The organism is Bacilli bacterium (genome assembly GCA_036381315.1).
In the GTDB taxonomy this organism is placed as follows: Bacteria; Bacillota; Bacilli; order Paenibacillales; family KCTC-25726; genus DASVDB01.
Genome location: DASVDB010000061.1, coordinates 1 through 21,015 on the forward strand (window position 1 = coordinate 1; position 21,015 = coordinate 21,015).

Sequence of the window (21,015 nt, forward strand, 5' to 3'; positions counted from 1 at the left end):
GCTCCAATGTTCAATGACGGGGTCTCGCAATATGTTACTGTAGTGAAATTTATTCCGGTACTCTTCAAACGGTATCGCTGCGGATAGTCCCTTGTTGTTGAACTGGATCGTCGGAAAATGAGGCGAATAAATTGTAAGAAATTGAAAATAAGGCTTGGTCACCATAAGATGGTTGATCGTTTGTGTAACGTCGCGCAAAAGAAACGGATATTCTCCCAAGTCGGAAGACAGCATGGCCTGGATTTCGGGCGTAAGATATAAAAAATTGGAAATGCCGATCGCGTCCTGCGCGAAATAATCCAGATGCACGATCGCCTGCCGCGCCGTTCCGGTTTCCTCCAGACGGACTTTGCCGACGATTTCATTGGCTGCCACGGAATAGGCATATACGCCGGTGCAGACAACGGTCATCACGAGCAAGGGAACGAACCACAGGAGCAGCTTGTTGCGAATCGGCATGTTGAGATACCAATGGTTGATGCGAGTCGCTTTCATTGCCCAAAGCCCCTTTGGTCAATGCCGTTTATAAATTTACTATAGTAAAAGAATTTATCAAAAACAACTTCAGAAATGTACAAAGAAAGCTGAAAAACATACAATTGTTCCATTATTGGCAGGGGAATATACGCCGTGTTTCCAACTTTTGCGGCGAAGAGCATAAAAAATTTACAAGGAATACTGAAAAATACGATCTAAAATTGTTCCAAATGCGGCTTTATAATGAAAACGGATTCAACAAGGAAACCAAATTTGATAGAAAAGGTGGGTAAAGCATGAGCAACCAATGGTTTGGCCTCAAGAAATGGGCCGTCGTCCTGATCGCCCTGACAGTAATCGTCGCGATGTCCGCATGCGGCAACGGCAACACGGAAGGTAGCGGCGGAACCGCTTCTTCCGCGCCCGAGACAACGGCAAGCAACGACGCGGGCAACACGGCGGCGACAAATTCCGATGGCGGAAAAGAGGAGCAGGAAAAGATCACGTTGACGTTTTTCACCAACAACTCCGACCGCAACACCGGACAGGGCAAAGTGGAGCAAATTTTGATCGACCAATACATGAAGGAACATCCGAATATTACGATCAAAGTAGAGACGTTGTCGCCCGATCCGCAGTTTCAGGACAAAATCAAGGTGTACAACGCATCAACCAGCTTGCCGGATATTATCAGCGCCTGGGGCAATGTCAACTATCTGGGGCCGTTGGTCGCCAATAACGCCTTGGCTGAATTAAACCGCGGCGAATTGGAGAATTTGGGGTTCATTCCGGCGGCGTTGGACAGTTTCAGTGTTGACGGAAAGCTGTACGGATTCCCCCGCAACTCCGACTTCTTTGTCATCTACTATAACAAAAAGATTTTTGCCGATAACGGTTTGCAAGTGCCGAAGACGGAAGCTGAACTGCTGGATATTTTCCAAAAACTCAAAGCCAAAAACATCGTACCGATCGCGATGGATGGCCAAGACGCCTGGGTGTCGGGGATATGGTTTGACACGATGGTGCAACGCGCTGCCGGCACTTGGGAGGTTTCGCACAAAGCCATGGACCGCAGCGGGTCCTTTAAAAATGAAGACACGATTATGGCCGCGCGGCATATGCAACAATGGATTGACGCCGGAGCTTACGGACTGGGCTTTTTGAATCAGGATTACGGAACGGCCAGAAACGTGTTTGGTCAAGGCAAGGCGGCGATGTACATGATGGGCGAATGGGAAATGGGCATGGCTTCCGACGAGAATTTCCCCGAAGAAGTGCGAAACAACATCGGAGCGTTTCCATTCCCATCCATAGAAGGAGGCAAAGGAACAACCGGCGATTTGACCGCCTGGTTCGGCGGAGGATACGCAGTTTCCGCATATTCCAAACACAAAGCCGAAGCGATAGATTTTCTGAAATGGATGTTCCGCCCGGACGGTTGGGCCAAGCAAGTGTGGGTGAACGGTGTAACCTTCCCCGCCCAAAAATACGATCAATTCATGACAGGCAACGAAACAAACGTGCAAAAAGATTTGACGCAAATTTTCAGCAATGCGAAATCTTACAGCGGCACGGTCAATCAGGACAAATTTACGCCGGATACGCAAACTACCTATTACAATTCCATTCAAAAGCTGGAAGGAAAACAAATGACACCGGAACAATTTGTGGAAATCATCGATCAGGCGGCGGAACAATCGGCAAACAATTAAGCCGCGGGCGATCAATCGAACATTCACGGGGCTTGGGCCGAATCGGCCTTTGCCCCGTTACGGGTTTAGGGGAACATGCACAAACGATCAGAACAGGATGATGTACAATGCACCAAATGATCAGTGACAGAAAAACCGTGTTTTGGCTGGTGGCCCCCGGTATGGTGTTGTTTGCCGCAATGGTATTCATCCCCATATTGGCCAGCTTCTATTACAGTCTGACGGATTGGGACGGAGCGACCGCCTACCATTGGATCGGATTGCAGAACTATTTGCAGATTTTTATTCACGACAAAATCTTTTGGAAATCTTTGCTCAATTCGGTGCTGCTCGGTTTGGGATTGGTGCTGATTCAGCATCCGTTTGCCCTCTTTATCGCCATGTTGGTGCAGTATTGCGGAAGATGGGAAAAGCTGCTCAGGGTGTGCATCTTTATTCCTGCCATTATCTCCACCTTTGTCACGACCAAACTTTGGGCGAGCGTGCTAAGCACCCAGTTCGGATTGCTGAACAATATTTTGATTCAATTGGGTTTGTCCTCGTGGAGGCAAGATTGGCTCGGCAATCCGCGGCTGGCGATTCTCTGCATTATCTTTGTATGCATGTGGCAAGGATTCGGATATGCTTTTTTGCTGTATTATGCCGGAATCAAGGGCATTCCGCAGGACCTGCATGAGGCGGCCATGCTTGACGGCGCGTCGCAGTTGCAACTTAACCTGAAAGTGATTTTTCCACTGCTTGCCCCGGTAATTCGAATTAACGTGGTTTTGGCCGTCATTTCCGCTTTTAAACAAATGGAGACCGTGTTTCTGTTGACCGCAGGGGGGCCGGCGGACAGCACGCAATTTCTGTCCAATTATTTGTATTCCAAGGCGTTTCGCGACAATATGTACGGTTACGGCAACGCGGTGTCGATCATGCTGGTCGTCATTTGTTTGGCGATTACGCTGATACTGAATCGGTCAATCAAAAGGGAAGTGGGTGAATTTTAGATGGAAACGTCCCGTGTGAAACCCGTCGTCCCGGTTGATGCCCGTTATGCCGCCGCGACCCTGGCAAAACGCCGGGCAGGCCGCGCCTTATTTGTTTGTTTTATGGCGGTACTGGTTGTTGCCGATCTGTTTCCGCTCATTTGGCTGTTTGATTTTTCCTTGCTGAAAAGCGGCGACTTTTTTGCTTCGGGCATTTTGAAATGGCCGGATCCGCCGATGTGGAAAAATTATGCCGACGCGTTCGCCAAGGCGCATATTATGCTGCTGTTTGCCAACAGTTTGTTGGTGAGCGGCGTGTCCATCGTCATCATCATCCTCGCATCCGTTTTCATGGGGTATGCGTTTACGCGCATGGAATGGAAATGGAGGAAGCCTTTGTTTGCCCTGATCATGGTCGGCATGATCATACCGATATATTCCACATTGCTGCCGAATTTCATCATATTCAATCAGGTGCATTTGCTGAACACCTATTGGTCGTTGATTCTGCCTTATGCGGCATTTTCCATTCCCATCAGCATGTTTATCGTTACGGGTTTCATGGAAACCATTCCGCGGGCGTTGGAGGAAGCGGCGGTACTTGACGGATTGACGATTCCCGGGATTATTTTCCGGATCATTTTGCCGGTCTTGCGTCCGGCGATTGCCACCATGGCGGTGATTTCATTTCTGAACTGCTGGAACGAATTCATCATGGCGGTGACCTATATCAGCGAGGATTCGCTGCGAACACTGCCGTTTGCCGTAGTTTATTTCATGGGCCAGTACACATCCAACTACGGAGCCCAGTTTGCGGTTTTGGCGATGATCACCATCCCGTCGATTTTGATCTATCTGCTCTTTACCGATCAAATTACGCGGGGGATTACGGCAGGCGCCGTGAAGGGGTAACGGCTTCGCACGATGGGGTGGAGGCATGTGGCTCTGACCGATCATTAAACTATTACCGGCTAAAACCGGTAGGTTCCTGTCAGCGGTTGTAAGGCGACTGTTCGGTCCAAAGCCTGCTAATTCGCAATCCGTGGCTAAAGCCGCCTAAAGCATACCGACGGAAACCCGTCCGGTTTGCCGGCTTGCAGCCTATAAGATGGCTGATGGACACCCGGTCGGTTTACCGACTTGCGACTTTTAACGATCGTAGCAGGGGGCTTCAAATCTAACGGACGTGACAGAGGCTATTTTGGGTTTTACGCCCGGTTTTCCTGTTTAACGGACGCAGGCGCGCTTATTCTGGCACTTCGTGCGGTTTTCAGGCAAAAATAGGGCGAATAGCCGCTGTGGCGCCCGTTAAAATTTTTGCCCAGTCTTTTTTCGGCAAATAGCCTCTGCTGCGTCCGTTAGCGTTGGGCGGGAGGGTTGTGTAGACGTGAGCAGGCCGGATTAACAGTTTACAAAGTGCAGGCGCTGGAAGCTGATCGCCTATAGGCGGTGGTTTTAGACACGGCACATGGAAACTAAAAGGGGCTATCCCGGGTTTATGAAACGATTGTCCAAAGGGATGGCTCCTGTTTTTTTCAAGTTGAAAACTGAAGAATATACAAAAACGAATGAAAAACATACAAACTCCCGGTTCGAACAGATTGAGAACGGTGACAAATTCCATTTCTTACAGAAGAAAGATTAAAAATATACAATGAATGCTGAAAAACACCGACTAAACTTCTGCGGGCGGCGGATTTATAATGAAAGCGCACGGCCTGTCCCCGATCCGGGCGATCGGTGTAAGGGCTTACATGTAAAGGAGGTGACGCGGTCAAGTTTTGTAAATTGAAACAGGCCTTCAGTAACTCGATGGAGGTGGTTGACGGCAAATTTTAAATTTTTGGAAGAGAGGGATATTGATAACTTTGAATGGAACGCAAGACAATTCAATTCCAGGAGGTTAAAAACATGTCAAGAAAAATCATGGTAAGAAGAATGTTTTTCGTCATTTCCGCAATTGTCATTTTGGCGGGAATACTATCATTTCAACCTGGTGTTTCCAAGGCGGCTTCGATCAGTGATGCAAACAAAACGATTTTTGGCCCCAACGTTTATGTATTCGATTCGTCCATGGGGGATGCCAACATCCAAAACGTGGCTGACGCTATATTCAGTTCCCAGGAAACTGCGCAATTCGGCAACGGGCGGTATGCGCTGCTCTTTAAGCCTGGCACCTACAATGTGGACGTAAGGGTAGGCTTCTACACCACGGTTGCCGGACTGGGCCAAAATCCCGCCGATGTGCAAATCAACGGCGGCGTGGATGCGGATGCCCAGTGGGCGAACGCCAACGCGACCACAAACTTCTGGCGTTCAATCGAAAATTTCACTGTCAATCCGTCTACCGGTTCGGTGCGAGTTCCCAGCGGCACGGCGCAATGGGCCGTCTCCCAGGCGGCGCCGATGAGACGCGTTCACGTCCAGGGCAATCTGTACCTGTTCGATTTTGACTCGAATTGGAACGCCGGTTGGGCGAGCGGCGGCTTTATTTCGGATTCCTTGATCGATGGTAAAATTACGCCCGCTTCGCAGCAGCAGTTTTTCTCCAGAAACAATCAGTACGGAGAATGGGCAAACGGCGTTTGGAACATGGTCTTTGTCGGTGACGAAACTCCGCCGGCAGCCTCTTTTCCGGATCCTCCCTATACGGTCGTGAATCAAACGCCGAACATGCGGGAAAAACCGTATCTTTATGTGGACGGGAGCGGGCAATACCGCGTTTTTGTTCCTTCTCTACAGACGAACACCCGGGGCATCAGTTGGATTGGCGGAAATACGCCGGGACAATCGATATCGATAGATCAGTTCTACATTGCGCGTTCCGATACATCCAGCGCGGCAGACATCAACAATGCACTGAATCAAGGCAAGCATATTTTGTTTACGCCTGGCATTTACCACCTGAACGAAACGATTCAGGTCAATAATCCGAACACGGTTATACTCGGGCTTGGTTATCCCACATTGATTCCGGACAATGGGCAAGTGGCCATGAAAGTAGCGGATGTGGACGGCGTGAAAGTCGCTGGGTTGCTGTTTGAAGCCGGACCGACAAAATCTTCCTCGTTAATGGAAGTCGGCCCCGCGAACAGTTCACAAGATCATTCGGCCAACCCCGTATCGCTTCATGATCTGTTCTTCGGCATCGGCGGCTTTACTCCCGGCACGGCGGATGTGGGTCTTGAGATCAACAGCAACGATGTAATCGGCGATCATTTCTGGATTTGGCGCGCCGATCATGGCGCAGGGGCGGGATGGACCAGCAATGTCAGCAAAAACGGATTGATCGTCAATGGGAACGATGTTACGATCTATGGATTGTTCAATGAACATCACGAAGAGTTTCAGACGTTGTGGAACGGAAACGGAGGGCGGCTGTACTTCTATCAGTCGGAACTTCCCTATGATGTTCCCAACCAATCGGCCTGGATGAGTCATAACGGCACTGTCAACGGCTATGCTTCGTACAAAGTGGCCGATTCGGTATCCACTCATGAAGCTTGGGGGCTTGGCGTATATTCATACTTCAGAGATTCGGCAGCAAAGCTGAACAGTGCGATCGAGGTTCCTGACGTTCAGGGCGTGAAAATTCATCATATGACCACCATTTGGCTGTCGGGTACAGCCGGAAGTGAAATTACGCACGTGATCAATAATATCGGGAATCGAGTGTACGCCAATTCACCGGCGGAAGCCATGCGGCAAACCGTTTCCGAATTCCAGGGAACCGGCGCCGGCGGCGGAGGCGACGGCGGGGCGCTCGACCGGACAGGGTGGACGGCGACCTCCTCGCCAATCAGCGGCGAGCCCCCTGCGAATTTGCTGGACGGAAGTATGTCCACACGCTGGAGCACGGGTACGGCTATGTCCCCGGGGCAGTATATTATTGTGGACATGAAGAATACAAAAACTTTTGACCAGATTGTGATGGATTCGACCGGCAGCGACAACGACTATGCGCGCGGCTATGAGGTATATGTCTCGGACGATGGAACGAACTGGGGCAGCGCGGTGGCAAGCGGAAGCGGCAGCGGTCCGGTGGTGACGGTAACGTTCCCGGCGCAAAGCGCCCGCTACATCAAGGTGGTGCAAACAGGAAGCGCTTCGTATTGGTGGTCGATCCGGGAATTTTACGTGATGAATTAACGTGATGAATCAAAGCCACCCGTTCATACGGGTGGCTTTGATTATAATCACCAATCTATGTTTAAAGGGTCGATATTTCGGGTCGATTCTTTTTGCCGTTCTGTTTAGGTTTTAGACAGCAAAAAACAGATCCCGCGCCGGATGGACCGGACGGCAAGATCTGTTTGGGGGAAAGATATTATTGGTAATCGGCTGCTACCGTTTCGTCTTTGCCATTCTTGAGGTTTATCGCGTTGAACAGCCAGGTCAGCACGATTGAAACTACAAAGTTGATTACCAGGGCGTACAAGCCGATATAGATCATCGTGCCACCGCCAATGCCGAACGGCAGCTTGAAGCTGTTGCCGAAATGCATGTAGGCGGCCATCCACGTGCCGGTGACCATGCTTGCCACCCATCCCAGAATCAATGCCCACTTGTTAAACCAGTTGGTGTACAGGCCGACAATCACAGCTGGCAGGGTTTGCAGAATCCAGACGCCGCCCAAAAGCTGCAGGTTGATGGCGTCTTGTCTGGCAAACAGGAAGATAAACGCCAGCGCGCCGACTTTGACGACCAGCGAAACCATTTTCGCCATTCTGGCTTCTTGTTTTTCGGTGCAATTTTTATTGATGTATTCCTTGTAAATGTTACGTGTAAACAGGTTTGCTGCGGCGATCGACATGATAGCCGCCGGAACTAGCGCACCGATTGCGATCGCGGCAAAGGCGAAACCGGTGAACCAGTCAGGGAACATTTTCAGAATCAACTGCGGGATAGCAGCGTTTCCGTCTTTCGTATCGATTCCGGCGGCAATCGCCATGTATCCCAACAGCGCCAGCAGACCGAGCACGAACGAATATGCCGGCAAGAGCGCTGTATTGCGCTTGATGACCTCACGGCTGCTGGAACTGAAAATCCCGGTCAACGAGTGCGGGTACAAGAATAGAGCGAGCGCCGAACCAAGCGACAGAGTTGAGTAAACCGCAAAGTTATTGGACGGCAGCAACGCCGCGGCATGGTGTTTCGCGGTAGCCGCGTCGAAAATCGGGCCAAATCCGCCCAATTTGTATGGGATGTAAATAACGGCGACGATGATCGTGACGTAAATCATCAAGTCTTTGACGATCGCGATCGATGCGGGCGCGCGCAAGCCGCTGTTATAAGTATAAACAGCCAATATCAAGAAGGCGATGATAAGCGGCCAGTCTCCGCTCAGGCCCATGCCATCGAACACGGCCTGCATCCCTACGAGTTGCAGCGCAATATACGGCATGGTAGCCAGAATACCGGTGATGGCAACGAGCAGCGCCAACGTGCTGCTGCCGTAGCGTCCTTTAACAAAGTCGGAGGCGGTAATATAGTTATGTTTTTTGGCTACCGACCATAGACGCGGCATGACCATGAACACAAACGGATAAATGATAATCGTATAGGGAACGGCAAAGAACCCGATGCCGCCTTTTGCATACATAAGAGCAGGTACCGCAATAAAGGTATATGCGGTGTAGAGATCGCCACCGAGCAGGAACCAGGTTACGATCGTTCCAAAGCGTCTGCCGGCAAGCCCCCATTCGTCAAGTCTGTCCAAATCGCCGCGCCGCCATTTGGCGGAGACGAAACCTAGCACAGTCACAAACAGGAAAAAGATCATAAACACGACCAAGGCTGTCCAGTTCATAACGCACTCCTCTTCCTAAAAATATATGATAAAAATGGCTTTTACAAAAAGCGATTACTTCTGCTTTGTCGCAAAATAAACAACTGCCGTCAATACCGCGCTGATAATAACCCATAAAAATTGATACCAATAAAAATATGGCATCCCGGCAAGCGTCGGCTCAGCGCCCGCATAAAACGGCGGCCACAAAGTAGCGATAAAGGGGATGAGCAAGAGAAGGTACCAAAGCCAGGAAGCTTTCTTGTCTTTTTGTTCATTCGGCATAGACGATGCACTCCTTTCATGATTTGGAATTAGGAAGATTTGAAGATTTGAAGAATGTTCACAAATCCTTTAAAATTGTGACACATGTAAGCGCTTGCGTCAAGAGGAAATGTACAAGGGAAAAACAGCTCGTTTTCCATTTATTATGATATTAGTGGAAGAAAAGGTAATAATAAATTTTTAAACTTTACATAATATATATTATCGGACATACAAAAACGGACCCTTGTGCAACAACGCTTCCGGGCTCTCCTCTTTTTTCGCTAATTTGCATGCGCAACCCCACCCGCTCAGCGCTAACGGACGTAGCAGAGGCTATTTGCCGAAAAAAGGCTGGGCAAAAATTTTAACGGACGTCACAGCGGCTATTCGCTTTATTTTTACCTGAATATCGCTCAATGTGCTAAAATAAGCGCACCTGCGTCCGTTAAATTTGAAATCCGGGCGTATGACCTCAAATAACCTCTGTCGCGTCCGTTAGATCTGAAAGCCCGCCCACTACATAACCGATAGATCTGAACTGCTACGGCTGTTTAAAGGCCGCAAGCCGGCAAACCGGCCAAGTGCACGTTGGCAAGAACCATGCTTTTGATTGGTTTATTACCATTCGCACCTTTTCCGGCAAAAAAAACCATCATCGTTATCATTTTGTTCAAATGATAAACGATAATGGCAAAAATACGCAAATGATGACGGTATCATGCCGATTTTATCTGAAAAATCGCGGGAGTGCGTTCCGCAGCGGCATTCTGCGGGTTAAACCAACAGCGGCGGCTCCGGCGGCGATCGCCAGAAGCGATAGCATGACTCCTCTTGTCCGGTTTCGTTGCCGGAAATTCCGATTTGCGCCTTTCAAAAGCGACATCCACCGTTGCATGCTCCATTTCCCCCTTATCATGTGCAGAGGCTAATAAAACCATCCGTTCGCAATTGCGCCGATGACGCCCAAAGCGCAGGCCCACCATCCTAACGTATTGGCTTTGCTGAAAACGGTAATCAGGCCGAGGACGACGGCAACCGCACCGAAAATAAACGGCGCGTAGAAAAACGCGATCACACCGGCAACGATGCCGATCCACCCCATCCACAGCGCCGACGCGTCCGTTTTATTCTGCACATTGTTGTTCTCCGGCATTTTTGCACCCCCTTCCGAATTTAATATTCCCCATCAAAACGAACAGCGTCGGGGCAAAATTCTGGGGGCGGCTATATTTATTGGGAATACGGGGCGGCAAATATTTTTTCCACAGCGGGATAAACTTTTGTTTAGGCGCGATTTTTCACTTGCAAAAAAAAAATGCCATCCTCGGCATGAGAACGGCTTTCTATCCTGTTAGGCCCTTTCACCTGTTGTTTCTTGGCAAAATGCCTACCGCTCTTGCGGCTGCGGCGCTTTTTTGCGCAAACGCAACGGGGTTGTCAATGGACTCCCAGTGGATGTATTTGAACGGATTGCTTTGGAAAAGCCAATGGTTGTGAATCGCCGTCACTCTGATTCCGCGTCTGCGCAATTCCGTGACAAACGGGTTGATCTCTCTTTCCAGAATGACGGTTTCACCCAAATTCAGCGTGCGCCCTTGCGCGTCGCGGGCCTCTACCGATAGCGCAAAAGGCAGCGTTAGCGGCGACCGGCTTCTTCTCCCAAGAATTCGCACGTTCAAGGTACGCAATGTTTGGACAACACATGCAGGCGTTCTGGCCAATACTTGTCCGCCAATAATGGTTGCCAAACGATTGCATAAATTCGTGTTTGCCATATTTACACCTCCAAAAATATTCGGACGGTATAAAATATGGATGAACAAGCCGTATGGCCAGGGTGTTTTACTCACTGTGCAAAGAATATGCGCTTGCCATATTGGCGCATTAATGCTTTTTCCGTCTCGTGCGGACCCAAATTGCCGCGATTACCAAAATGATGGCGACGACCACTACAAGCCAAACCCAAACAGCGGAAGATGCGGCTTTTACATGAATCGTTTGCGTGAAAATCGAGGGGTCGTCGTCATTCGGATCGATCGCTTCATCGCCTTTTTGCGGATGCGCTTTTAGCGTCCAGTCGCCCGCTTTGGGGAACGTAACCGATCCGGTATATTCATTGTCGTTTACTTTGGTTGTCTTGATTTGGATGACTTGATCGCCTTGCATGACCCATGCCGCCAAATTGTATTCATCCGCTTCGTCGGCGTGCTGGTCGCCTTCTTCAATTGCTTTCATGTTAAACATCTTGAAACGCAGCTTGATTTCCTGATTGGGCACAATATGTTGCGTTTCGATTTCCACATCGGCAACAACGGGTTCGCCGTGTCCTTCATGCGCCGCCGCGGAATGAACGAACAGCATCTGCGTCAATATGAGTAGTCCCAGCACCATTTTGCCGATTCGAAACCGGTTCATTTTGCATATCCCCTTTTTTATGTCTGATTACAGCAAACTCATCGTATCTTTCACGATGGTATCGACATTTTTATCCGTGAGAAAATACTTGCGGATATGATTATCCGCATCCAGCAGGAAGATGACATCGGAGTGCAGCATGTCTCCACCCTCGTTAAGCACCTCGACGCCGAATCCTTTTGCCACGTCCCTCACTTCTTTTGGCGTTTCGGTGCGCAAAAACTTCCATCCGGATTTGTCCGCGCCAAACTGTTTGGCATATTCCTGCAGCACTTTGTTTGTATCCCGGACAGGATCGATCGTAATCGAGAACATCTCGACCTTTTTGCCGAATACGTGTTTTTCCTTCAATTGTTCTTGCACGAGTTTTAGAATGTGATTGGAGATCGGGCACGCGTCCGCACAAGACGCATAGAAAAAGTATACCAGTTTCGGTTTTTTCACGTCTGCGAAAACGACCCGCTCGCCATAAATATCGTTCATTTCAAATCCGGGCACGGCCTGAAAGACGGGAAGCTTTTCCTTTTGAAAATAGTTCGCATATACGGAATAGCCTGCAGCCAGCAAAATAATAATCGCCGCTGTCAACAAAATCGATTTGTTTTTCGCAATGAAGTTATTCATATTTCGATATGCCCTCCTTAAAAATTACACTAACATAAAAGAAACTCCAATAACAACTTCATTTGCGGCGATTTTCTAGCAATTGTGTGACAAATCTTGCCGTGCTTCGGACGCGTAAACGGCGTTATTGCTTACCGGGCGCGCGTCGCAAGTATGTTTCCGGTTTCATCTTCAACGATGCGAATATTTTTATCATCGATCAGTTGTATATTGCCGTCCGGCTGTATGATCTCGTACTGTTCCGTCAAATCGTGCGCGACAGATTTGCGGATGAGGCCTTGATTTTTGAACAACAACGTGTACAAGTCATATTCGCCCGTATGGCGATTGGTATAGGTTACGGAAAGAATCAATAAATTTTTGCGGGTCGACTTGAAGTCCATTGCGAGATGATGCGTGTTTACGTTAATATCCTTGAGCCCCAACGGAATCGTAACCTTTTGCCCCGAATAAACATTAGTAATCTCCAAGTCTCCCGTTTCCGAGTGTATGACATAACTGTGCCCCATCATGCTCCCGTAGAAGGTGTCGTTATAATGATGAAGTCCGGTTACGGTCACCTTCCCCGTCTTCGGATCCCAGTCGGCCACTTTACCGCCCAGGGCGGCGGCGAGGAATCTGATCGGCACATAAAGATGGCTGATATACCACACAGGTTTTCGCCCCATGTCCACTTTTTGCCCGTCCACTTCGGCTATATTGCTCCCCATATGAACCACAATGCGCTTCTTGTACCCGCTTAACACGACCTGGCCTTTGTCACCCGTTTCCGAACGCAGACTTGCCTCGCTTCCGATGGCGAAAAGACTTCCGTAGGTTACCCCGTCTTTCAGCAGCGTTTCCACATGGTCAATATGGCCGTCCAGCCACCGCATTTCCAGCCCGACATATTTGGAAGCCGCGTATGTACTGTGTGCCCCCGCCGATAAGAAAATGGACGCGCTAAAAATGACGGCAAACACCTTTTTCCATCTGTTGGTTTTCAAAATCCCATTCACCCCTGTATGTGTGAACCCAACCTATTTTTCAAACGTTCACGGACAATAAAAAGTTGCTGACGAAGGCTCTCTGGGTTTTATGGTTAAAAAGAAAGAAGGCTTGATATCAAGCCTTCCCCGTATAAATGCGGATCGCATCGCATAAAAATTGCGCCATTCCGGGCTGGCCTTCGTCGTAATAAGCCCTGAAACGCTCATCATCCACATACATTTGCGCAAGATTGGCATGCGCTTCCTTGCTGTAATCGCTCCAAAAGTAAGTGAGCCATTGCTTGTGCAGCTCCGCCGCTTTTTGCGCCAGCTGGCCGGCCGGATCGCCTGTTTTAAACGCTTCAGCCAATGCGGACTTCACTTCGCTTGTTAAGCGCGTTACCTCGCTGTGTTGTTCTTTGGTCATGTTTTTCAGCTTGTTGTTGGATTGGTTAACCGCGTCTTCACCGTATTTCTCCCGGATTTCTTTGCCGTATTTCCGCTCGTTTTCAGCAAGCATGCGTTGTTTGAAACCGGCGAATTTCTCTTCATCGCTCATGGCCATTCTCCCTTCATTTAAGGCAATTGTCTTTTCTACATTAGCTAGCAAAAGATCCAATTGTCTTCGTTTGTCCAGGAGTTGTTCACGGTGAGCACGCAGCGCTTTAACTTTGTCAAAAGCGGGATCGGCTAAAATCGTTTTGATTTGGTCCAGACTGACGCCCAGCTCCCGGTAAAACAAAATTTGCTGCAGCCTGTCGACTTCTGCCTTCCCGTAAATCCGGTATCCGGATGAATTGATTCTTGCCGGCTTAAGAATTCCGATTTCATCGTAATACCGTAACGTTCTGGTGCTGATTCCCGCCATTTGTCCAAGCTTTTGCACGGTGTATTCCATGTTTATTCCTCCCGACAACTTGACGGTACACCTTTACGCAACGTGAATGTCAAGCAATATTTTTTCGATTACCAGGCGTATGCGACCGGCGCGGCTCCTCCCGGTCCGGGAAATATTTCGTCCAGTTTCTGCAATGCCGATTCGTCCAGCGTAATTTCAACGGCGCGCAGCGAATCCTCGAATTGCTTTAATGTGCGCGGCCCGATGATGGGAGCCGTCACCGCGCCATGATGCAATGTCCAGGCAAGCGCGACGTTTGCCTCCGACTCGCCCAATTCGCGGCATAGTTTGGCGAAAGATTCCAACTGCGGGCGCAGTTTGGCAATGCGGTCTTTTTGCTTGGCGGTGCGGGTGCCTTCCGCGGGATTCAGATTTCCGCCCAGAATTCCGCCGTCAAGCGGACTCCAGGCGATGACGCCAAGACCTAAATCTTGTGCGGCGGGCAAAACTTCCAATTCCGGCAAACGGCACAGTAAACTGTATTTATGCTGTTCGCTGATAAGCCCTAGCGTGTGCTGCGCTTTTGCCTCATATTGGGCTTTTACGAGATCGCGCCCGGCAAAATTGCTGGAACCGACATATGTAATTTTGCCCTGCGCAATCGCCGTGCGAAACGCTTCCCACAATTCTTCCCATGAAACGCGGCGGTCGATGTGGTGCATTTGATATAAATCGATATGGTCCGTTTGCAAGCGGCGCAGCGATTCCTCCAGATGATGACGGATTTTGTGCGCGGATAAGCCGGCGTGTTCGTGCGGATCGGATACCGGATGCTGCATGGCTCCGTACACTTTTGTCGCCAGAATGACCTTTTCCCGCCTGCCTCCGCCTTGAGCGAACCAGCGTCCGATAATTTCTTCCGTCCAACCTTTATGCTCCACCCCGCCGTACACATTCGCCGTATCGAAAAAATTCACTCCGGCGTCGATCGCCGCGTCCATAATCCGAAACGCTTCTTTCTCTTCGGTATTGGGGCCAAAATTCATGGTTCCCAAACAGAGACGGCTCACTGTTATGCCGCTTCTGCCTAATGCCGCATACTTCATCTTCTTCGCCTCCCAATGGATTATTTTACTTTTCTTTATATCTTTTATATGTTCATTCGTCAAATCACTTGCTTGCGGGTCGTTCTTATTTCACAGAGAGTACCCCTCATCAGTCATTTCACGTCGTTAAAGCATGCCGCCACAAATACGGCGGGCGAATTCCAGTAGATGGCCATTTCGTTCGTGGAATAGCTATCCCGGTGATCGATGAAGCATTTGGCCGGGGGCAGTCCCTGCAGATTCGCCTTCGCGCAGTCGTCCTGCAGTCCGCGGTCCGGGCCGCCTGCCACCATCCCGGGAACGGGTTCGCGCACTCCGTCGGCGATCGACGGTCGATGGTGCGGATTTTGCACGGCCGCCGTGCCGATTCCGGTAACATAGCTTAGGTTAACGGGGTTTCGGCCAAAGAGATAATGCAAATGATGCAGGGCCGCTTCCTCATATGACATATTGCCGGAAAATCTTGCCGCCAGGATCAGGTGCATGGCCTGGTTCAGCAACACCATATTGCTGCCCCAAATATATTGCTCGGGAACAAGCGAAATCAGGTAACCGTTACGCTCGCAGTTGGACATAAATTCGTCCGCTCGCGTCAACCACTCCGTTAGGAGTCTGCCGCGAACTTCCGGGTCCGTCTGTTCCTGCGGGGAGCCCAAATAGGCAAGTGTCCCGTATCCGGCTACATCCGCCCAACCCAGTTCGCACAGCGGAAACATCGCTTCTTTAAGCGCTGAATGAAACGCCGTGAGGTACCGGGATTGGCCGGTTGTACGGAACAGTTCCGCGCTTGCCCAATATATTTCGTCGGCAATTGTTTGATCACCGTATTCTCCGGTCATGATGCCGGGGGGATTTTTAAAGCCGCCCGTCTCCCGATTGGCTGCGGCCCACTCCCACGCTTTTTCCGCCGCAGCCAGGCATTTTTCCGCGAACGGGGCTGCAACAAAACGGTATACTCGCGCCGACCTGGCCATCGCCGCTGCGAATGTCGCCGACGCCGCAACGGAGACAGGCGAAAAAACAAGCTCGGCCGTATCGTCTTCCGGCATAACCGCAAGGCCGGGAAATTGCCGCGTTGACACTTTGTGGAATACAGCCCCGTCCTTAGCCCGCTGCATGTTCAGCAAAAACTCCAACTCATAGCGGACTTCGTGCAGGATATCCGGAATGCCGCCGCCTGTTTCGGGAATACCGATCGGGCGGCTGAATGCGGATGGGTAACATTCGTAAGCGAGCAACAAGTCGGCTATGGCTTTGGCGGCCGCTACCGTATATTTGCCGTAATCTCCCGCATCATGCCACCCTCCTCTTTGCGGCAGCATTTTCCCTTCCTCCCCGTACACGGCGGCATGCGCCGTATGGCATGCTTTGTGCGCCCAGGCTCCGGCATATCCGGGAGCAAGCTCCATACCGCAGCGCTGGAAGTAAAAACATTTCAGCAACGCGTCGGTCGCCTCATGATAAACATCGGCGGCAACTTTGAACGGATAAGAGGTTGCGTCGGTCCCCGCGATGCGAATCATGTAAATCCCTGGGGCGCGCAGCGCAGAAAAGTCTCCGCGACAGACGGTCTCTCCGCTTGATTCGTCACGGATCGGCTGCGACAAATCGCCGGTTAAGACTATATCCCCATTGTCGTTCAGCACCTCAAATTGTTTGCCGACCGCATCATCCGTTACAAAATGTTTAACATCGATAGGGCGATATCCGACTTGATTGACACGTACATTTGCCGTTTTTCTCGTCATATAGGAATCTCCTTTCTTGCTTTATTAATATACTTTATTATACTTTAATAGAATATATTGCTGTTGCAATCATTTTAAGGATGTGATCTTCGTGCCGTTTCGCAAGTTATCCGCTTTCTGCGCGATAATGCTCTCGTTTTGCACATTCTCCCCTGCTGTTCATGCCGCGTCCAAAACCGACACGAGCGCGCTTCAGTCATTTGTTGATTCCATGAACCCGGGCTGGAACCTGGGAAACACGTTTGATGCTGCCGGGGACGAAACGTCCTGGGGCAACCCCCGGACGACGAAGGAACTGATCAAGCACATTGCCGCCGCCGGATACAAAAGCATCCGGATTCCCATCACGTGGAACCATCGGTTGGGCACAGCGCCGGAATACAAAATTGCCCCGGATTTTCTCGCCCGAATTCAGGAAGTTATCGACTGGTGCCTGAGCGAAGACTTGTATGTTATGATCAATCTGCATCACGACTCGCAATGGGTCTACGCGATGGAAACCGATCATGACGGCGTAATGGCGAAATTCAAAGCCGTCTGGACACAAATCGCCGCTTATTTCAAAACGTATCCCGACAAGCTTTTGTTCGAAAGCATTAACGAGCCGCGCTTTTCCGAAGATTGGAACAAAGACGACCCGGCCTACTTCAGCATGGTGCATGAGCTGCAAACGACGTTTGTGAAAACCGTGCGCGAATCCGGCGGCAACAATACCGCAAGGCCGCTCGTGCTGACTACGGTTACCGGCGCGGTTACGCAAAAAAGGATGGACGAATTGGCGAAAACGATCGCTTCTCTTCATGATAACCGCTTGATTGCCACCATTCACTATTACGGTTTGTATCCGTTCTCCATCAACCTGGGAGTAACATCGTTTAACCGACAGGTTCAGGACGACGTGACGCAAACATTTGACCGGGCATACAACACGTTCGTCACAAAAGGCATTCCCGTTATCGTGGGTGAATACGGCTTGCTCGGTTTTGACAAGGGGCCGGATACAATCGAGCACGGCGAACTGCTGAAATATTTCGAATACGTCGAATACTACGCGAGGCAAAAAAAGCTTACCCTGATGCTATGGGACAACGGTTCGTTTTACGACCGCAGCGCCTTCAAATGGAAAGATCCCGCGCTGTATGCCGTCATGAAGGCCGGCTGGGATGGCAAGCGGTCGTCGTATACCGAATCCGACCAGCTTTACCTGAAAAACGGTGAAATTCGCGATGTAAGCCTGCCGCTATACCTGAACGAAAACTCGCTTGACGGCATCTTTGCCGCAGGCAAGCCTCTTACGGAAGGCACCGACTATGAACAAAATACGGATTCGCTTACGCTCAAAGCGAAATTTCTGCGGACGATTCTTGCCGCCGACAGCGATTTCGGCGTGAAAACCGTTTTGATGCTGAAATTTTCCGCGGGAGCCGACTGGGCGATCGAAGTGATCCAATACGATACTCCTATGCTGAAAAACAACGACTGGACGGGCGATCTGTTCCCCATACCGACAGAATTCCGCGGCGACCGGCTGGCTTCCTTGGAAGCCGTCTACAAGTCCGGCGGCAATGTGGGTCCCGACGACTGGACGCCGTTTCAGGAGTGGGGCAAAACGTTTTCGCCCCGGTATGACATAAACACCATCATCCTGAAACAGCCGATGCTCGCACAGATGAAAGACGGCGACATTACGCTCCGCCTGCACTTCTATAGCGGAGAGACGATCGAATACACGTTAACGAAAAATGAGCAAAACATCACGGGTGTTTCATCGCAACCGCAGCCGAACACCCCCGATGCCGCAGACGGAAACGGCGGTAATTCACCCGATAACGGAGCGTCGGCCGCCGCAGGTCAAGCAAACGCGCCCGCAAAGCACAACAACCGCGAAAGCCGTTCTCTTGCCCTTAAAGTTGTCGGCACTGTCGGAATTCTGTTGTTTGCAGGCGCCGCTCTGTTTTTTGGAATAAGGCGAAAAAAACAACCTCCGTTAGGGCGTTAACTTTTTTTATACCATTCCCGCAAAATGTGTTCCGCCTTTTTGCCGTATATGTCGAAACCGGTATTCGTTTTAGCCGCCGCAAGCGGATAAAGCTTGACGCTCCAATCCCACCAGAAGAAACCGGAAAACCACGGTTCGTTCCAGAACACTTGCAAAGCCGAACTGTAGAAGTTCGCTTGTTCCGTTTCGCTTGCGGGAAGATCCGTGTGCTGAAAATCCCACGGCATCGTCGCACAGCCAAGTGCGCTGCGGCAGCCGATTTCCATAAACACGACCGGCTTGCCGAAACGCGCGTGGAGCCGGGCCATTTTTTCCCGCACCGGCAGCCAGTTTGCGATCATCGTCCGCACGCCATCGCCAGGCTTGTTTGCCACCGGATAATAAGCGCTTGTGCCGATCACGTCGACAAGGTCAAACCATGCGATCTTCTCTTCCGAGCCGTGATTGGCATTGTAAACGATCGGACCCCGGTACGTTTGCCGGATTCGCTCGATAATTTGCCCCCAATGCGCGGATTTGGCCTCGGTTTTGACCATTTCGCAGCCAATGCAAAACATCTCGCAGCCAAGTTCTTCCGCCAATTCGGCGTAATGGCACAGAAAATCGCCATATGAGCGGAACCACGCATCCCAATATGGCGCGGCTTCCGGTTCATCAGGAAAACCGATATGCGCCCGCCAGATGCCGTCTTTGCAATTTACCACCGGCTTCAGGCATACTTTGAGCCCCAGCGATTTGGCCTGCTTGATTGCCTGTTCAATATCCCGGTCGGTCACGGTGAATCCGTATTCGAACGGAATTTCCGTTGCATAAATCGAACTTTGTCTCGTATAAAAAGCGAGCGCGATCCATTCGCTGCCCGTTTCTTTCAGTTTCTGCAGTGATTCGAATGCATACGGTTCGCGGTAAGCGCCTCTCGTGCAGTTCCATCCGTATGTCATGCCTTTGATAAAAAGTTTGCCGTTCGACAATTTCGCTCCCTCCATCAGTTCAGCCGACTACGCCCGTGCGTTCCACGCTTTCCACAAAAAATCTTTGCACGAACAAATACATCAAGATGAGCGGCGCAATCGAAAGCAGAATGCCCGTGTCGACAATCATGGCCACATGGTTGGGGTCTACCCTTACGTTCGCGCTTGAACCGAGGCCCAGCAAGCCCGGCAAGTATTGGTTGGCATCCGCCGGCAGCGACGCAACCTTGATGGCCATCAGATCGCTTTGGTTCATGAACAGCGACGTATAGTACGAATCGTTGTACTGCCAAACGAAGGCAAACAGCAATACCGTGATGATCGGCGGCACCGCGTTTGGCAGCATGACCGTGAAAAAAGTGCGGAAGCCGCCGGCCCCGTCGATGAGCGCCGCTTCCTCGATCTCCGCCGGCATGCCGCGGAAAAACTGCCGGAAAATATAAATATACAGGCCGGACTTTAAGCCGTTGGCAAATGCGGCCGTGATCAGCGACGGCCCGTACGTGTTCAGCATATTGACGCCGTCTTTGCCGGTAAACAGATGCATAAGCCCGAGCACATCGAAGTTGCGGAAATGCAAATACATCGGTACCATCAGCGTGCTCGACGGAATCATGATCGTTAAGATGACGAGCGCAAACAGTATGTTTTTCCCCGGAAACGAATAACGCGCAAATCCGTACCCCGCCAAAGCGCAGGAAGCTGTCTGAAGCAGCGTTGTCGAGACGGCGAACAAGAGCGTATTTCCCAGGAGCGGCCAATAGTGCAATATTTCCATCGCCAGTCGGATGTTTTCCAGCGTGAAATGAACGGGAACCATGTAAATCGTCGGATTGTAAATATCGGCCTTGTCTTTGAACGCCACGGAAATCTGCCGCAGGATCGGATACAAGATGACAAAAGAAATCCCGAACACCAGGATGTAGCGAAAAACGGACCACAGTCCGCCAACCGCGCCGTTCCGCGCCCGATGCAAGATTAGAAGCGCAGCTTCATGATCCGCGAGTAGTTTTTTCATGGCCATTCCTCCTTGAAAAATCAGTTATAGTAAAATACTTTTCTGGAGATGAGGATGCCGGTTACCGTAAGTAAAACACTGACAACAAACGTGTAAATCCAGGACATTGCCGC

At 50.5% G+C, this 21,015-nt stretch carries 18 protein-coding genes; 5 read left to right on the forward strand and 13 right to left on the reverse strand.

The window, feature by feature from the left end; genetic code table 11:
- Window positions 1-495 (reverse strand): hypothetical protein (locus VF260_04640; GenBank protein ID HEX7056471.1); only part of this gene is annotated, 495 nt, incomplete at its 3' end.
- 278 nt (window positions 496-773) lie between these two features.
- Here VF260_04640 and VF260_04645 point away from each other — a divergent pair.
- The 4 genes from VF260_04645 to VF260_04660 all read left to right on the forward strand — a co-directional run bounded on the left by VF260_04645 (window position 774) and on the right by VF260_04660 (window position 7,309).
- Window positions 774-2,189, forward strand: a complete 1,416-nt coding sequence (locus tag VF260_04645) for an extracellular solute-binding protein (GenBank protein HEX7056472.1) — start codon at window positions 774-776, stop codon at window positions 2,187-2,189.
- 107 nt (window positions 2,190-2,296) lie between these two features.
- The gene (locus VF260_04650; protein ID HEX7056473.1) at window positions 2,297-3,181 is read left to right on the forward strand and encodes a sugar ABC transporter permease; all 885 of its coding nucleotides are present in this window, start codon (window positions 2,297-2,299) and stop codon (window positions 3,179-3,181) included.
- Complete coding sequence (locus tag VF260_04655) at window positions 3,182-4,072, forward strand: carbohydrate ABC transporter permease (GenBank protein HEX7056474.1); 891 nt, start codon at window positions 3,182-3,184, stop codon at window positions 4,070-4,072.
- Between the two features lie 999 nt (window positions 4,073-5,071).
- A complete protein-coding gene (locus VF260_04660) occupies window positions 5,072-7,309 on the forward strand; it encodes a discoidin domain-containing protein (protein HEX7056475.1) in 2,238 nt (745 codons plus the stop codon).
- A gap of 178 nt (window positions 7,310-7,487) precedes the next feature.
- Here VF260_04660 and VF260_04665 read toward each other — a convergent pair whose 3' ends face one another.
- The 10 genes from VF260_04665 to VF260_04710 all read right to left on the reverse strand — a co-directional run bounded on the left by VF260_04665 (window position 7,488) and on the right by VF260_04710 (window position 16,914).
- Window positions 7,488-8,969, reverse strand: a complete 1,482-nt coding sequence (locus VF260_04665) for a sodium:solute symporter (GenBank protein ID HEX7056476.1) — start codon at window positions 8,967-8,969, stop codon at window positions 7,488-7,490.
- A 54-nt stretch (window positions 8,970-9,023) separates the two neighbouring features.
- Window positions 9,024-9,233 carry a DUF3311 domain-containing protein gene (locus VF260_04670; protein ID HEX7056477.1) on the reverse strand — a complete coding sequence of 70 codons (210 nt, stop codon included), beginning with the start codon at window positions 9,231-9,233 and terminating at the stop codon, window positions 9,024-9,026.
- 907 nt (window positions 9,234-10,140) lie between these two features.
- A complete protein-coding gene (locus VF260_04675; protein ID HEX7056478.1) occupies window positions 10,141-10,368 on the reverse strand; it encodes a C4-dicarboxylate ABC transporter in 228 nt (75 codons plus the stop codon).
- 208 nt (window positions 10,369-10,576) lie between these two features.
- Window positions 10,577-10,990, reverse strand: coding sequence for a DUF1259 domain-containing protein (locus VF260_04680; protein ID HEX7056479.1), 414 nt, complete (start codon window positions 10,988-10,990; stop codon window positions 10,577-10,579).
- Window positions 10,991-11,099: 109 nt separating this feature from the next.
- Window positions 11,100-11,630, reverse strand: a complete 531-nt coding sequence (locus VF260_04685) for a hypothetical protein (GenBank protein HEX7056480.1) — start codon at window positions 11,628-11,630, stop codon at window positions 11,100-11,102.
- 27 nt (window positions 11,631-11,657) lie between these two features.
- Entirely contained in the window at window positions 11,658-12,254 is a 597-nt protein-coding gene (locus VF260_04690; protein ID HEX7056481.1) for an SCO family protein, read from the reverse strand.
- Window positions 12,255-12,385: 131 nt separating this feature from the next.
- A complete protein-coding gene (locus VF260_04695; protein HEX7056482.1) occupies window positions 12,386-13,240 on the reverse strand; it encodes a copper amine oxidase N-terminal domain-containing protein in 855 nt (284 codons plus the stop codon).
- A 118-nt stretch (window positions 13,241-13,358) separates the two neighbouring features.
- Window positions 13,359-14,120 carry a MerR family transcriptional regulator gene (locus VF260_04700; GenBank protein ID HEX7056483.1) on the reverse strand — a complete coding sequence of 254 codons (762 nt, stop codon included), beginning with the start codon at window positions 14,118-14,120 and terminating at the stop codon, window positions 13,359-13,361.
- Between the two features lie 68 nt (window positions 14,121-14,188).
- Window positions 14,189-15,166 carry an aldo/keto reductase gene (locus tag VF260_04705; GenBank protein HEX7056484.1) on the reverse strand — a complete coding sequence of 326 codons (978 nt, stop codon included), beginning with the start codon at window positions 15,164-15,166 and terminating at the stop codon, window positions 14,189-14,191.
- A gap of 113 nt (window positions 15,167-15,279) precedes the next feature.
- Window positions 15,280-16,914, reverse strand: a complete 1,635-nt coding sequence (locus tag VF260_04710; GenBank protein HEX7056485.1) for a glycoside hydrolase family 9 protein — start codon at window positions 16,912-16,914, stop codon at window positions 15,280-15,282.
- A 91-nt stretch (window positions 16,915-17,005) separates the two neighbouring features.
- Here VF260_04710 and VF260_04715 point away from each other — a divergent pair, with 91 nt between their 5' ends.
- Entirely contained in the window at window positions 17,006-18,913 is a 1,908-nt protein-coding gene (locus VF260_04715) for a cellulase family glycosylhydrolase (protein HEX7056486.1), read from the forward strand.
- Here VF260_04715 and VF260_04720 read toward each other — a convergent pair.
- Together VF260_04720 and VF260_04725 are read right to left on the reverse strand one after the other, a co-directional pair.
- Window positions 18,910-19,854 carry a glycosyl hydrolase family 53 gene (locus VF260_04720; protein ID HEX7056487.1) on the reverse strand — a complete coding sequence of 315 codons (945 nt, stop codon included), beginning with the start codon at window positions 19,852-19,854 and terminating at the stop codon, window positions 18,910-18,912. The two genes, VF260_04715 and VF260_04720, sit on opposite strands and share 4 nt — an antisense overlap.
- Before the next feature lie 49 nt (window positions 19,855-19,903).
- Window positions 19,904-20,908 carry a carbohydrate ABC transporter permease gene (locus VF260_04725; protein HEX7056488.1) on the reverse strand — a complete coding sequence of 335 codons (1,005 nt, stop codon included), beginning with the start codon at window positions 20,906-20,908 and terminating at the stop codon, window positions 19,904-19,906.
- Window positions 20,909-21,015: the final 107 nt, after the last annotated feature.